At 59.0% G+C, this 15,046-nt stretch carries 9 protein-coding genes; 2 read left to right on the forward strand and 7 right to left on the reverse strand.

The features are described 5' to 3' along the window. Positions 1 to 14: 14 nt before the first annotated feature. A complete protein-coding gene (locus tag VNT00_RS11820) occupies positions 15 to 1,607 on the reverse strand; it encodes a bifunctional 3-(3-hydroxy-phenyl)propionate/3-hydroxycinnamic acid hydroxylase (RefSeq protein ID WP_325587685.1) in 1,593 nt (530 codons plus the stop codon). Positions 1,608 to 1,716: 109 nt separating this feature from the next. Between VNT00_RS11820 and VNT00_RS11825 the strand changes: the two genes are divergently transcribed. After that, positions 1,717 to 2,694 (forward strand): LysR family transcriptional regulator, encoded by a 978-nt coding sequence (locus VNT00_RS11825; RefSeq protein ID WP_325587687.1) that lies wholly within the window; start codon positions 1,717 to 1,719, stop codon positions 2,692 to 2,694. 35 nt (positions 2,695 to 2,729) lie between these two features. Here VNT00_RS11825 and VNT00_RS11830 read toward each other — a convergent pair whose 3' ends face one another. Continuing rightward, positions 2,730 to 3,668, reverse strand: a complete 939-nt coding sequence (locus tag VNT00_RS11830) for a complex I NDUFA9 subunit family protein (protein ID WP_325587689.1) — start codon at positions 3,666 to 3,668, stop codon at positions 2,730 to 2,732. Positions 3,669 to 3,840: 172 nt separating this feature from the next. Continuing rightward, a complete protein-coding gene (locus VNT00_RS11835; RefSeq protein WP_325587691.1) occupies positions 3,841 to 5,157 on the reverse strand; it encodes an aromatic ring-hydroxylating dioxygenase subunit alpha in 1,317 nt (438 codons plus the stop codon). Positions 5,158 to 5,582: 425 nt separating this feature from the next. Here VNT00_RS11835 and VNT00_RS11840 point away from each other — a divergent pair, with 425 nt between their 5' ends. Beyond that, positions 5,583 to 6,218 carry a DUF2239 family protein gene (locus VNT00_RS11840; RefSeq protein ID WP_325587693.1) on the forward strand — a complete coding sequence of 212 codons (636 nt, stop codon included), beginning with the start codon at positions 5,583 to 5,585 and terminating at the stop codon, positions 6,216 to 6,218. 310 nt (positions 6,219 to 6,528) lie between these two features. Here VNT00_RS11840 and VNT00_RS11845 read toward each other — a convergent pair whose 3' ends face one another. From VNT00_RS11845 to VNT00_RS11860, 4 genes are read right to left on the reverse strand one after another with little or no spacing between them, the layout of a single operon-like run. Further along, the gene (locus VNT00_RS11845; RefSeq protein WP_325587695.1) at positions 6,529 to 8,460 is read right to left on the reverse strand and encodes a hypothetical protein; all 1,932 of its coding nucleotides are present in this window, start codon (positions 8,458 to 8,460) and stop codon (positions 6,529 to 6,531) included. Positions 8,461 to 8,470: 10 nt separating this feature from the next. Continuing rightward, complete coding sequence (locus tag VNT00_RS11850; protein WP_325587697.1) at positions 8,471 to 12,094, reverse strand: type III restriction-modification system endonuclease; 3,624 nt, start codon at positions 12,092 to 12,094, stop codon at positions 8,471 to 8,473. Continuing rightward, positions 12,091 to 13,146: a PDDEXK nuclease domain-containing protein gene (locus VNT00_RS11855; RefSeq protein ID WP_325587699.1), complete on the reverse strand. Its 1,056-nt coding sequence runs from the start codon at positions 13,144 to 13,146 to the stop codon at positions 12,091 to 12,093. The genes VNT00_RS11850 and VNT00_RS11855 overlap by 4 nt, the downstream gene beginning before the upstream one ends. A 10-nt stretch (positions 13,147 to 13,156) precedes the next feature. After that, positions 13,157 to 15,034, reverse strand: a complete 1,878-nt coding sequence (locus tag VNT00_RS11860; protein WP_325587701.1) for a site-specific DNA-methyltransferase — start codon at positions 15,032 to 15,034, stop codon at positions 13,157 to 13,159. Positions 15,035 to 15,046: the final 12 nt, after the last annotated feature.

A 15,046-nucleotide genomic window follows, 5' to 3' on the forward strand; every position in this document is an offset into this window, starting at 1 on the left:
GCAATGCTCCTTGATTAACGCGCCGATGCGCCGATCAGGCTGGACTTGCTGCGCAGGCGCTCGGCCAGCTCGCGTACCAGCGCCTTCAAGCCGTTGGCACGCACGGCGCCGAACACGTAAAAGTCGGGCCGCACCAGCACGGCATCCACCGCATGACGGTCAAGGTACTCGCCATAAACCCCCTCGACATCCTCGACGGCATGCGCGGAATCCGCCTGTTCCAGCACGGCAAACGAACATCCCAGTTCATCCAGCCAATCCAGCTCGGCCTGGCCCAGGGCCTCGGCGGGATCCCGGCGGCACCAAAGCTGGAAGCCGCCGCCCAGAATGTCGTCGCCGCGCGCCTCGACGCCCCGGCGCCGCAAGCGACCCTGCGGGGAAAAGGTTCCTGCCAGCTCGGCAATGCCGCCATCGTCCTTGTGATGCAGCACGCCGGCGACGAGCGGGGGAAGGTCGGCGGACTGCTCGCCCACGCTGCGCATGGCGCGGTCTCTTTGCCTGGCCGCCTCGGCATCCGTAATATTCACGGAGCGCGACAACTTGTCGGAGCCCAGAACCATGCCGGTAACATGCGGTTCGCGCTCAACACGATACTCATCCAGCAAGGCCTCGGCGCTGCGTCCCGCAAGAACCTCGTTCAGCTTCCAGCCCAGGTTCCGCGCATCGCGCATGGCCGCGCAGGCGCCCTGCCCCATGTACGGCGGCATGGTGTGCGCCGCATCGCCGGCCAGAAAAATCCGGCCTGCCCGCCACTCGGTGGCGATACGGGAACGATAGTGATACACCACCTGGCGCATCAGCCTGACATCCTGGGGGCCCAGTCCGTACTTGCGCTCCATGAACTCCCAGGCTACGGCGGGATCGCTCATCTGTTCATCCGTTTCGCCCTCCATGACGCGAAACTCCATGCGCAGCCCTCGCTTGCCGATGGGCATGTACATGTGCGGGCGCTCGGGGTCCATGAATATCCGCAATGCCATCAAATGCTCGGGGATGGGGCGCAGATGCGTCGCGTCGAAATTGAGCCAGCGTTCGTGCAGGTTGTAGTCTTTGACGCCGATTCCCAATGCGCTGCGTACAAAGCTGCGGGCACCGTCCGTCGCGACCAGGTATCGGGCCTGGATGGTGCGCGGCCTGGCTTCGTCGCCGCTGCCGCTGCGGCCATGCGGCACGATGGACAAATGCACACGTTCATCGTCCTGCCATAGCTCGTTCGCTTCCCAGCCGCGCAACAGCTCGACATTGGGCATGGCATCGACCTTGTCGGCAATGGCCTTCTCGAAATCCGGCTGGAACATGGAAACCCGCGACGGCCACCCACCCAGCGTCCCCGGAAACGGCACGACCAACACCGGCTCGCCCTCGGCATCCACGAAGTTGCACGATGTCTGCACCAACGTGGCCTCGAATGCGGCATCGATGTTTTGGCTGGTTGCCTGAACGATGCGGCACACCTCTCCATCCAATGTGGTCAGCCGCGGCAAGGGGTAAGGCGCAGGCCAGCGCTCCACCACAACCACATTGACTCCCGCCGCGCCCAGGGTAGACGCCAGGACTTCGCCGGCAGGCCCATAACCCACGATGGCAACGTCGTAAACAGCACTCATGAAATAACTCCTCCTGAAACATGCGTGCTACTGTATGCCCCCGTACGTTATTGATAAATACTGAAAATCGTATAATCGTAATCACTGATAGTGATGATATGAACCCAGCATGAACACCTCCAAGGGCTCCAAGCCGCCTCCTCCCCCAGCCCGAACCAGGCTGGATCTGAACCTGCTGAATGTGTTCGACATGGTCATGACCGAGCGCCACGTCACCCGCGCCGCCGAGCGGCTGGACATGACCCAGTCCGCCGTCAGCAATGCGCTGAACCGGCTGCGCCGGCAATTTCAGGATCAGTTGTTCGTGAAGGCGGCGAAAGGCGTGCAGCCTACGCCCAAGGCCATATCGCTATGGCCCCGCATTCATCAGTCTTTGGAAGAACTGCAGGACGCCGTGCAGCCTCGGCACTTCGATGCCGCCAGCACGAGAATGCGGTTTCGCATCGCCATGACCGACATCACGGCAGCGCTCCTGACTCCGCATCTGCACCAGTGCGTTCACAGCCAGGCGCCGCTGGCCACCATGTTCTTCGTTCCCGATGACCCTACGGTTACAGGCGCCCGGCTCATGCGTGGAGAAATTGATTTCGTCATCAGCATCCATCCGCCGCGAGCTTCCATCGTGCAGTCCATGCCGCTGTGGTCGGATGCCCTTGTGGCCGCCGCGCGGTGCGATCACCCTTTGCTGAAGAGCAAGCTGTCGCTGGCCGCTTTTTGCGAAGCGCCTCAAATCGCCATCAATGCACCGGGAGACGACGAAATGCCCGGCATCATCGACACCGCCCTGGACAATCGCGGGCTAAAACGCAATGTCAGCCTGTCCATCAACCAGTTTTCCATCGTGACGACCATATTGCGCGATACCGATCTGATCACGGTATTGCCCGCCCGCTTTACCACCCCTCCTTATTCGCACGGATTGCTGGCAACCCAGCCCTTGCCTTTCTCGGTTCCCGACGTGGTCGTCTATCTGAGCTGGCACCAGCGCAGCGGCAACTTGCCGACGCACCAATGGTTCAGGCAGGCCATTCTGGAAGCCGCCACGCGATTCAATATGCAGACCGACAAGTATTTCCGGGGCAAGTGACAGCCGCCGCACCGAATACAGGCGCTGACAAGCGGTTATAGATGCACCAGCGCCTTGCCCTGGCGGGCCAGGTAGGCGGGGGCCACGGATTCCAGCGGCAAGGGGACGCTGCCCAGCTCGGGCGCCATGGGCACGTCGCAAACGTTGTCTATCGCAAGCGAATCCAGATTGTCGCGCGACAATAGCGGTTCGCCCGGCAGGCATTCGAACACGAAAGCCTGCAAACGCCCCAGGAACGTGGGGATGGGCAGCACGCGCCGCGGATGGCCCGACCAACGGGCGGCCAGCTCCACCAGCTCGCCCAGCGAGTAATCGGCAAAGCCCGCCAGCGAATACGTTCGCCCATACGTGCGCGAATTGCCAAGAGCCCCCACGATGGCGCTGGCCACATCGCCCACGTACACGGGCTGCAAGCGCGCCTGCGAGCGCGCCAGCGGAATGAGCGGCATCCAGCGCGCCAGGCGTGCAAACATATTCATGAAATTGTCTTCGGGGCCAAACACCACCGACGGCCGGAACACGGTGCAGGCTCCATCGGGATAGGCGGCGAACTCGGCCAGGACGGCCGCCTCGCCATCCGCCTTGGAGCGCAGATAGCCGCTGGGGCCCTCTGCGCTGGCCCCCAGTGCACTGACATGCAGCAGGCGCTTCACGCCCAGCCTGCGGCAGGCCGCCGCAATGCGCCGGGGCAGATCGACGTGGACGAGTTTGAAATCGGACCCGTAGGGCCGCCCGGGGCGGCTGTGCAGGATTCCCGCAAGATTGATGACCGCGTCGACTTCGCCAAGCAGCGCCTCGAGCGCCTGGTCGTTATGAATATCGGCGCCAATGAGATTCAGCCCCGGATAGACCAGCAAGTCGCGGCCGTGCTGATAGCGGCGCGTGGGCACAATGACCGCATGATCCGCCTTGCTGAGACGAGCCACCACATGCCGCCCGATAAAACCCGTACCGCCAATAACCAGGACTCGCATGCAGTCCTCCAACGCTCTTCAGACGTCTCAATTTTCGGACGAGTCGAAGTTTGATGCAAGCTGCGCTGCGGTAAACGGGCCGGCCGAACGGCGACCAGCCGTTCGCCGGATGAGCGCGTGGGCCGGGCGCCGCTAGTGCACCTTGCGTTGGACGCAGGCGCACCCTTTTGACTCAGGCGTGCTCTTCTTGCCTGCTGCCGTGCACCTTGAAGGTCGTGGATCGCTCTATTTTCTGTCCGATGGCCTGCTCAAAGGCCAGCCGCACGGACTCCGGCTGGCCAGCCTGGCCGAAAAACTCCCCCAGATATGAACCAAGCAGAGGATGCGTCGCCAACTGCTCGCGGGGCAGGCCGTGCTTGAGTTCTTCCCAGCAGGCCGATGGCAGCTTGACGTCGCGGTTCTGCTCGGGGTCGAGGATCAGCCCTTTGGGAACGAAGTCGGGAGTCGTGCGCATTTCCTCGAGCTCGCGGAAGAAGCGCTGGCGCATCATGACGATGCCTTTGTCGCTTTGCCCCAGGCGCTCTTGCGTGCGGTCGGTGATGACGCCCTGCCCCGCCCAGGCGACGAAATCCTGGTTGGCCACGTGGCTGGTGATCCATCGGCCGGTTTCGGGATCCTTGACCGGGCCATGCCAGGAGGGAATGCTTTTCTGCACATAAGGCTCCTGCTCCTTGGGAACCTTGCTGAACACCCAAAGCACACTCAAGGTGTTTTCGTCATCGATGGGCACTCGCCATTCGAAATGGTGGCCCAGGTAGAACCCGTTGGGCCATAGCGTGACGCGCCCGACCGTCCACATGACGTTGCTTTCGTCCTCGGTGCCGCGCAGGCGCCGATAGATGAAGCCGTAATCGAATTCCTGGAAATCCAGCCTGGTGTGGGTCGGCACGTAAGGCCCCAGGGAGCCCGACATCCGCGTCATCCAGTTATTGTGCGTCCATTCGAAATGCACCGGGTCGATGGAGTTTTCCTGACATTGGAACCAGTTGCAGGGCAGCTCGGCGAAAATCGCCTGGGCGAACCCGTTCTCGAAATTGAACAGGTCCCAGTCGGGCAGTTCCGGCGCCGGCGCCGGGCCCATGTAGGCCCACAGCATGCCGGCCTTGGCCTTTACGGGATAGGCCTTGATGCGGGTTTGCTTGCGCATGCGGGCCTGAGGATCCATCATTTCTTCGAACGGCTGGTGCGTGCACTGGCCGGCGACATCGTACTGCCAGCCATGGTAGCTGCAGCGTATGCCTTCTTTTTCCACATAGCCGTACGACATGTCGGCCCGGCGGTGCGGGCAATGGCGGTCGACCAGCCCGTAGTTGCCGCCAAGGTCGCGGTACAGCACCAGGTCTTCGCCCATGATGCGCACCGGCTTGGTGTCGCGGTCTTCGAACTCGCTGACCCCGGCAATGGGATGCCAATACCGGCGCAGGTAATCCCCCATGGGCGTGCCCGGCCCCACCTGCGTCAACAGCCTGTTTTTCTCTTCGCTCAACATGATTTATCTCCTGCATGCAATTCGGCCACGGAACTCCAGCCGCGGACGAGCTTTCTTCCATGATATGCCGCCATGATAAATCTATGAATTGATAAGTCAAATAAGTAGTTTCCCGATACGTCTTTTTAATGGTTAATTTTATAAAAAATTATTTTAAAAATAAATACTTATTCAAACAAACAGAAAGCAATCATAGATTATTTATTATTTTGAGTTATCAAAAATATGGATAAAAATGCTGTGAGACCCCACGCCCCAAGCGAATGCGGCGTGCCTCTGCCCATGCATCAGACACGCCCAGCCCCCTACAAACTGGCTCGCCTAATTTAGGCCCGGGTATTATTGACTATTAATTTTTATCCGGGTAATATTCAGCTAAGTACTCCACACATCCCATAAACATCCACCGATGAGCGCGTCTGTCCATGAATGAACCACTCCCCAAGTCCTACACAAGTTTCGATGGTCATCGACTCATCGCCACAGGATCCCTGCAAGCAAATGCCTTGGCAGTCAAGCGAGCGCGTGAGAGCGGCACGGCCGGCCCCGTTCTGATCTTCGAAGATGCGACTGGCCGTTCAGTCGATATTGATACCCGGGGCTCGGATGAGGCGATTGTTGCCCGACTGACTGCCGCAGCACTCGCCGAGGCGGAGCTCTCCGGCCAGCGCGACGCATCAGAGCCCACCGGCCCCAGAGGCCGTGGGCGCCCGAAGCTAGGCGTGGTTCCACGCGAAGTGACGCTGCTTCCCCGCCACTGGGAGTGGCTTGCCAGACAACCCGGCGGAGCCTCTGTAGCCTTGAGAAAGCTGGTCGAGGAAGCACGGCGAGCCAACAGCGAGAAAGACCGAATTCGCCTGGCGCAAGAGCGGGCCTTTCACTTCATGCAGGCCATCGCGGGCGATCTGCCCGGCTTCGAAGAGGCGACGCGAGCGCTTTTCGCCAATGAACTGCCCAGGGTTCGGAACCTCATCGCCGCATGGCCCCGCGATGTGCGCGATCACGCCATGCGGCTTGCTTCACCGCCGGAGCTTGCCGCCGGCAGATTTGACGAGCAGTAAGGGACTCGTCGTTTGGCGTCGTTTGGGTATGAAGCGCTGACGGGATGAGCGGCATCTGCGACAGGCGGGCCACCACGCCATGCCTTGTCAGAGAAACAGCGCGAGATCGACATCTACACGAGGTATAGTATCAGTCTGGAACTGGGGCACGGGCGGCCACAGATTATCGACGTGTATTGCGGAAGGTAGGGCGCGGCACTGAACGCTGCGTTTAGTACAGCCGGGCGGAATCACCTTCGATGCTGGCGTTGACCACCCGCCGGCAATAGGCGCTCCACTGATGGCAGACCGATGTGGCCATCACGCCGGTTTACATATCCAGCGGTCGGACTTCCATCCCAATGCGTTTCTTGAACAGGAAACCGTCCTCCGCCCGGCTATGCAGCCGCACTCTTACAAAGCCCTCGAAGGCCGGGGGCGCTTCTGTGGACGTGGTGACCACATACTGGCAGGCTGTACTGGCATTATCCTTGGCGATCTTCAGCAGCGACCAGAGTAGCACTTCACTCATTTCGGCTTCCCGTGGCGAATCGTGTAACAGAAATCCGGGATGGCTGCTTTCAGAATGGCTGCTGTCCAGTAGGCAAACCAGGTCTCCGGCGAGAGTTTCCAGAACGCCATAGGTGGTCGAATGCATCGGCCCCATATGGAACGGCGGCGTTTTGTCACAGTCGAAATTTCCCCAGGTAAATCCGGGGATGCTCCTTGCAATCGAATCTGCCGCGTCTCTCAAGGCTTGCTTGCGTTCGGCGTATTGAGATTGCTGACGATGAATGGCCAGCGTAGTCTGCGCGATCTCATTGCCCAGTGTCACCTCGTCGTTTTTCAGGGCAGCCAATTCCTGCCAATCAGACGGATTGGCAATGATGCCTTCATAGTCGTCGTATTCTGCAATCGCTGTTTCCAGATGCTTCTTTCTGCCGAGAATGGTTATTTCCTGGCTTTTATTCTCATCCAATGAGCTTGTCAGAGACACGATCCTGGCATTAAAAGGAGACAGCCTCTGTTCTAACTCGCCCAAAAATTGTTCCTGTTGTCTCAGTTCTGATTGGTATTCTTCGTTCTTCCACTGACGTTCCCTGGTGTCGCGGATAGAGCTGAGCTGTACGACGTCTATCCGATCGCGGACATAATCGCAGTCGCGCATCAGCCGGTTGCCTGGCACACAGAGCAGGAGCAGTTTTTCCTGTAGCGCTTCTGGCTCTTTCTTCAGGCGTTCAACTTCCGTATTGTTGCCGTTGATGGCCGCTTGTAGCTGGGCGATGCGGTTTTGCAGCGCTTTTTGCTGCAGCCTGAGTGGCGCCTGTTGCTCAAGAACGGCCAGCCTCTCCTGTTCCAGATAGTCACATCGTTGGCGATTTTGCTGGAGTTCCTCGGTACATTGTTCGATCCGTTGCTGGGCCAGCCCATGCAGTGAAGTTTCATCGAACAAGGAAGCCGCGCGAAACGGCGAAGATTCCTCTACACCCAATACCGTTGCCAACTGGTGTTTTACATGGGCTAGCAGGTCCGCTGGTCGGCGCTCCAAACTGGCTATCTTTGTGCGTAATTGGCCGAGACTGGTTTCCTTGCTTTTCAACTCGTTATGGAGAGAGGCGTCCGTCAATAGGCCGAGCACAATTTTCACCAGCAACGCCGGGGATTGTGCGGGCAGGGAGAAGCCGGTGCCCTCGATACGCCAGTGGTAGTAGCTCTGGTAGCGGCTGCCCTGGTCGCGGGAGCACCAAGCCAGCAGGTGTTGCCATTGGATGGCCTGATTCGAGCCGGGCAGATTCCGAACGGGCAGGATATTGGCTAGCTTTTCATCCAGTGCACGGACATAGGCATCGTGCTCGTTGTTGACTTCATTGGTAGCAAGTTGCTGCCAGGTCGCGCCTCTGGCCGCGCGGTACCGCTTCTGGTGTTGCCAGGGTTTCAATACCGTCCAGGCTTCGCCGTCCACATGCACAAGTGCGGCCACCGCGCCATTCGGCACGGCGTGGCACAGTTCGTCGCGCAATGGAGTTCCTGCCGCCCACTGAGGATCTTCGAGTACGAAGCGCAGCAACTGGCAACAGGCCGTCTTGCCGACGCCGTGGCCGGGGCTGCCTTCCATGGGTTCCGACAGGATCAAGTTTAGGCCGCGTTGCAAGGAGATTTCCCGCAACGGTGTTGCCGATTCCAGCGATTCGAGGAGCCACAGGGTTTCCACCCACACCCTGGGTTGAGTACGTCCGGCTTCTTTGGCTGCTATCGTCACCATGACTTCCACCTTATGCGCGTTTATGCGCTCCCAGGCCCGGGGCGTCGATGCTTATTTCCCTTTCTACGGCCAGTGCGTCAAGGGCCTGCTGCTGGTAGCTGCTGGCTTGCAGCAGACGGCCTGCCAGCAGCCGGGTACGTTCATCGCCAAGGATGTTGCTGAGATCAGCGCCGCTTGGTATTTCCAGTGCTTGGCCGGTAGGGATGGCTAACAGACGTCTAACCCAACTCATGACCAATGGCAGCCGTTCCAGCCGCTCTTGCGTGCGCCATTGTTCTAGTGCCTCGCTGTACTCATTGGCCTCCACTTGTGTCAGCAGGATCATGCGCAAATCCTGCTCGGACAGAGAACCGTTTTGAATCACCAGATCGCAGACCAGACCCGCCAGCCAATCCTCAGCTTCGCAGCAAGGGACGGCATCCAGCAGATAGTTAATGTAGGGTTTTGTCCTACGAGGAACTTCCACCAATCGGGTAGGCATCACATGCTGAGACGACTGTTCCTCGTCCATCACGATATCCATTAGCTTGCCAAAGCTATCCACCACGTCGTATTTGACGTTCTCTGGGGCGTAGCGGCGATTCATCTCGTCAAAAAACTTGCGGGCGCACTTGATCTTGGTTTTTTCGATTTCGCGCAGTTCCATCGTGGACATGGAACCCTTGGTTTCGGCAACGAAGTAGATGTGCTTGACCGTGCCTTCCTTGAAGCTGATCGCCCAGTCCGGGTTGTAGTCACCCACGGGCGTGGGAATCAGGAAGCCGCGCGGCAGCTTGGCATAGACCACCACTTCATTGGCCGTATCCAGTTCTTTCACGAACTCACGCTCGATGTTCGAGTCGGTCAGCACGTAGTCGTAGATGTGCCGTTGCAGCTTGTTCCCGGCCTTACTGAAGTCCTGCTTGGTCTGCCCGGCGGTGAAGATGTCCAGATCGAACTTGTCCTCGACCGGGTCGTAGGCCAGATGCTCGATGATGACCGTCGCCTTCTGTTCGTTGATGAGCCGTGTGGCTTCGGCGATGAAACTTTCTGGGTTGGTCTTGAACTGCGCAAAAACCGCGACGTTAATACCCTTGAGGATTTCCGCCGCCGTGCGGCGAGTCAATTGAGTACCTTCGGCCAGCTTGCCGATCAGGTCGTACTTGACCGCTGAATGAATCGACTGCTTGTTGTATTCGGTCTTTGTTTCGGAAACCTTGAAACCATCTCCACGCTTTAGCGCCTCGCCAGTCACCTCGTCGATCTGTTCGCCGGCCTGGATGGTGTATTGCAGCGGGGTTACGCGCAGAGCCGCGTCCAGCTCCTTGATCGCCTTTTGCACCAGTTCGTCCGAATCGAAGTCGACGCTGTAGGCCGCCTTGCGGTTGATGCGGTTCCACAGCGCCTTGAACTCCTGCTTGTCGAAGTTGGCGTTGAGCGGATTCTTCTTCGGGCGGCGGTCGTCGCCGATGTCGGGCAACTGGCTTTCGCTGAAGACGCTATCCACAAGCGTGAACACTTGGTCGCCCAAGGGAGCGAGTTCATCCGGCAGCGCAGCCAGGGTGCCATCCTTCCTGGCCTGATGGTATTTCTCGGTGATGTTGCGCTTTTTGTCGACGTAGCCGTTCTGAATCAGGTAGAACTCGATGTCGGTCGCCTGATCTTCTGTGACAGTCACTGAGCCGGTGGCCGTGGTCACCATCTTGCCAGTAAAGAATGCCTTGTCCGCCACGCGCGGACGTTCCGACAGCGACTCGCTGATGTCCTTCTGCAGCGCGGTCACGAAATCTTTGTAGCTCTCGCTGGCCACTACCGTCAGCACGTTCACATCGTGCACCGTGGCCGGGTGATCCATCCGGTCACCATTCTGATTGACCGACAGCCGCAAGCCACGCCCCACCTCCTGGCGGCGGGAGATGGTGTTGTCGCTGTGCTTGAGCGCGCAGATGACGAACACATTCGGGGTGTCCCAGCCTTCGCGCAACGCCGAGTGTGAGAAGATGAAACGCACCGGCTCAGCGAGCGACAGCAGGCGCTCTTTATCCTTCAGGATCAGGTCGTAGGCGTCCACGTCATCGGACAGCCCCGCGTTCTCGCCGCGCGCGGCAACCGCCGAATCCACCTGCCGCTTGCTCTTCTTGTCGATGGAGAAGTAGCCGCTGTGGGTCTTGTCCGCCGCGATGCCTTTCAGGTACTTGACGTAGGCCGTCTCGTCCAGGTCGAGCATCTCGTTCAGGTACTGCGTGTACTCCTCTTCAAAGATGCGGGCGTATTCGCCTTTTTCGTCCGCCTGCGCGTAGTCGCGGTACTTGGCCACCTCGTCGATGAAGAACAGGGTCAGCACCTTCACGTCCTGCTGGAACAGCACCTGCTCCTTGTCGAAATGCGCCTTGATGGCCTCCCGAATCTGGATACGGCGCAGCGCCGCCTCGGTCACGTCGCCGGTGGCGTCGCCGACCGTCAGCTCCACGCCATTGGTAAAGCTCAGAGTGTCGGTGTTGGCGTTGATGTCCGCCACCACGTAGTCGCGGTATTGATCCAGGCCATTTGAAAACTTCTCGGAAAACAGATTGTCGCCCTTGCTCAACTTGCGAACGACACGCTTGATATTACCGCCCGCCAACTTCTGCTCAAACTCGACGCGCGCCTCGGGTGGCTTCTTGCTCGAAATCTCGATGGATTGCAGGTATAGATAGCCCGCCGTGCCCGCCAGCCCCTTCACCGCGATGCCTCGCACGGCGATCTTCTTCACCAGCTTCTGGTTGTAGGCGTCCAGCGCATCCAGCCGGTGAATCTTGTTGTGGGTGGTCTTGTGGGTGGCCGAGTAGCGCAGCACCGCCAACGCCTTAAACTCTTCCAGCGATTTCAGCGTGGCTGCACCTTCCATCTTCTGCGGTTCATCCAGAATCAGGATGGGGCGGTTGGCGCTAATGATGTCGATTGGTTTACGTGATTGGAAATCATCCAAGCCGACCATTTCAGTCTCGCCTTTGGCATTCACCCTTGGCGTTCCGTATATGCGGCGAGCGTCTGCCCCTCGTGAGGCGAAAGCCTGCACGTTGATCACCATCACGTTGATGCCCGCGTCCGAGGAGAAGCTCTCCAGGTGGTGCAGTTGCTTGGAGTTGTAGATGAAGAAGCGCGCCTTCTTGTGGTACGTCTCCAGGAAGTGCTCGGCGGTGATATCCAGCGACTTGGCCACGCCCTCGCGGATGGCGATGCTGGGCACGACGATGATGAACTTGCTCCAGCCGTACAGCTTGTTCAGCTCGAAGATCGTCTTGATGTAGCAGTAGGTCTTGCCCGTGCCGGTTTCCATCTCGATGTCGAGATTGATCTTGGCAACCTTGGTCTTGACCAAGGCATCCGACAGCGGCAGGTTCTGCCCCCGCTGCACGGCGTGGATGTTATCCAGCAGGGTCGATTCCGACAGGGTGAGGTCGGCATTGCGGAAAGCCGCCTCCTGCTCTGCCGCTGCATCCGGCGCGGCCTCCAGCGCCAATGCCCCTTGTGGGTGGGCCGGCGCCGCCTTACGGGTACCGGGATCAAGGCGATAGCGAATGCCGCCGTGATGCGGCACCTGCCCCTTGAAGCAATCCACCACCGCCTGCACGGCGGCGGTCTGGTAGGCCTGGGTCTTGAATTTCAACTTCATGCCTGCGCCTCCCCAGGCGCATCATCCGCCTCCCGCAATTCACTCTCGATGTCCTCGATACGAGGCAAGTCTGTTTGCAGTTCCTTGGGCAAGGCCTGCACCAGTTGATACTCTGCAACGCCGATGGGCTTGTTCATGTCGCGCAAGGCGTACTCAGCCACCACCTTGTCACGGTTTTTGCACAGCAACAGGCCTAGGCTGGGGTTGTCGCTGGGGTGCCTGAGCTGGCTGTCCACCGCGCTGAGGTAGAAATTGAGCTTGCCCGCGTACTCGGGCTGGAACTCCCCGGCCTTCAACTCCACCACCACATAGCAGCGCAACTTCAGGTGATAGAACAACAGGTCGATGTAGAAATCCTTGTCGCCCACTTCCACATGCACCTGCCGTCCGACGAAGGCAAAGCCCGCACCCAGTTCCATCAGAAACTGGGTGACGTGCTTGACCAGCGCATCCTCGATGGCACGTTCCTGCGCCTCCTTGCCCAGACCGAGAAAGTCCAGGCGGTACGGGTCTTTCAGTGACTCGCGGGCCAGATCCGACTGCGGCCGGGGCAGGTGCTGGCTGAAGTTGGTGATGGCCGCGCCTGTACGCTGGCGCAAGCCGGATTCGATCTGGATCACCAGCACGTTGCGCGACCAGCCGTTCTCCAGCGCCTGCGTGGCGTACCATTGCCGCTCCTCGGTAGTCTGAAGCTTGTCCAGCAGGGCCAACTGGTGATACCAAGGCAATTGTGCAAGCACCGCTTGCACAAATTCGCCATCGGGCCAGGCCTCGGCAAAGGCCCGCATGTACTTGAGGTTGCGCGGGGAGAAGCCTTTCATGTCCGGGAAGGCATTGCGCAGATCGCGGGCCAGCCTGTCCACCACCTTGCTGCCCCACCCCTGGCGAGCCTGACGCGCCAGAATGTCCTGACCGATCTGCCAGTACAGCAACACCAGCTCGCGATTGACCGCAAGGGTGGCGCGTTGCTGCGCGGCATGGATGCGCTGCTTGAGTTCAGCCAGCCAGTCGGCATATCCGATGGGGCTGGCAGTCAATTCTTCTTTGCTCATGTGCGCCCCCTCAAATGCTCTTCACTTCGGTGGATGGCGACAAGAGCTTGAAGATCTGCTCCACGTTGATCTTGACGGCGCTGTCCTTGAACCCCGCATCGCGGAACACCACGCGCAGCGGCTTGTGCGTGGCCAGTTCTTTGACGAAGGCTTCATCCACGCCGCCGTGCGCGTCAAAGCAGGCGGCGAGCGCATTGCCGTCCACGAAGAACACATCCTTGCCCTGGATGGACTTCTTCTCGATGGGCAGGGCGAGGTCAACGCCCCAGTCCAGCATCACCTGGAACAGCAGGTCTTCCGCCGTGCGGTCGGGCTTGATGTTGTCCACGAACAGGTCGAGGTTGGCTTTGTCCAGCGCGTCTGGGGAGTAATACACATCGGCCATGTTGGATGTGTCGATCTTGAGGACGCGAAAGCCAAGGTCAAGTTGCCGGGACGTATCGCTTTCACCCAGTTCTTTGGCCACATTGCGTATCCGTCGCTGCCCCATTTCAAAGATCGAGGCCATGCCGGGCTCAGGCTTTGGAAGCGGTTCGGCAATCTGCACACCAATGAAGCGTCGGTTGCCGCCATCCTCGGCGTTCTGCTTCAATACGGCATGGGCCGTAGTGGCGCTGCCGCTGAAGAAATCCAGCACGATGTCGCCGTCGTTCGGCTTGCCAGCTAGTTGCAGTATGCGTTGTAACAGCTCTACCGGTTTAACGGAGTTCAGCACGTTTTCCGTGTACTCGAATTGCACGTACTTGAGAAGAGTTTTCTTGGCGTCCTGGGTATGCCCTACTTCTTCGTAGGGCCAGAGTGTTTGTGGCACCCGCCCCTGCTGCACTTCGGAAAGGAAACGCTTGAGTCTTGGCATGTTGTCACCGTCAGCCCCCCACCAAATACGATTGTCGCGGTTGAGATTGTCAAATGTTGATTGGCTAATTGACCAATACCTACCCCGAGGTGGGCCTTGAATAACGCGCCCTGATGGACAAGTCACCGGGTAGAGCCCTGCGTCATAGCGATTCCTCGCTGCTAGATCACTGGACGTCCAAGGGCCACGCGGATCGTTGTCTGGGTTCTTGTAGCGAGCAATCATTTCCTCAGTTTGCGGCAGCAGTTGAGGCAACCACGATTCGCCTTGCTTCGCATATACTAAAATATAGTCATGATCCTCGGAGAACCAGCGGGCACTATTCTTCGGAGAAAATACTTTTTGCCAAATAATCTGTGCAACAAAGTTCTTCTCGCCGAATACCTCGCTGCATGCCTTGCGCAGGTTATCGACTTCATTGTCGTCAATTGAGATGAAGACGACCCCATCGTCTTTGAGCAAGTTCCTTGCAAGCCGTAGGCGCACATAGATCATGCTCAACCAGTCCGAATGGAAGCGACCATTGGCCTCCGTATTGGCGACCAAGCGACCACCTTGCTCATCGACCTGGTTGGATTCGATCAAATAGCTTTCGGAATCCTCGCTGAAGTCATCGTCGTAGATGAAGTCTCGGCCCGTGTTGTACGGCGGGTCGATATAAATCAGCTTCACCTTGCCCAGGTACGTCTCCTGCAACAGCTTCAATGCATCCAGGTTGTCGCCTTCGATGAACAGGTTCTTCGTGGTATCGAAGTCCACGCTCTCTTCACGGCAAGGCCGCAACGTCTTGGCAATCGGCGCATTGGCCGTTAGCAGCGCCTCACGCTTGCCCGGCCAGTTGAGGTGATATCGCTCCTGCGGCCCTTCCACCAACGAAGCCGAAAGCTCCTGCCGCAACTGGTCGAAATCCACCGCCAGCTTCACACTGCCGTCCTCGCATCGCGCCTCGGTCACGCAGCCGGGGAACAGATCGCGGATGCGCGCGATGTTGTCTTCGGTCAGGTTGGGCGAGTGCATTTTCAATTTTTCCATCGTATTCTCTAT

The organism is Eoetvoesiella sp. (assembly GCF_035555955.1).
GTDB lineage: Bacteria > Pseudomonadota > Gammaproteobacteria > Burkholderiales > Burkholderiaceae_B > Eoetvoesia.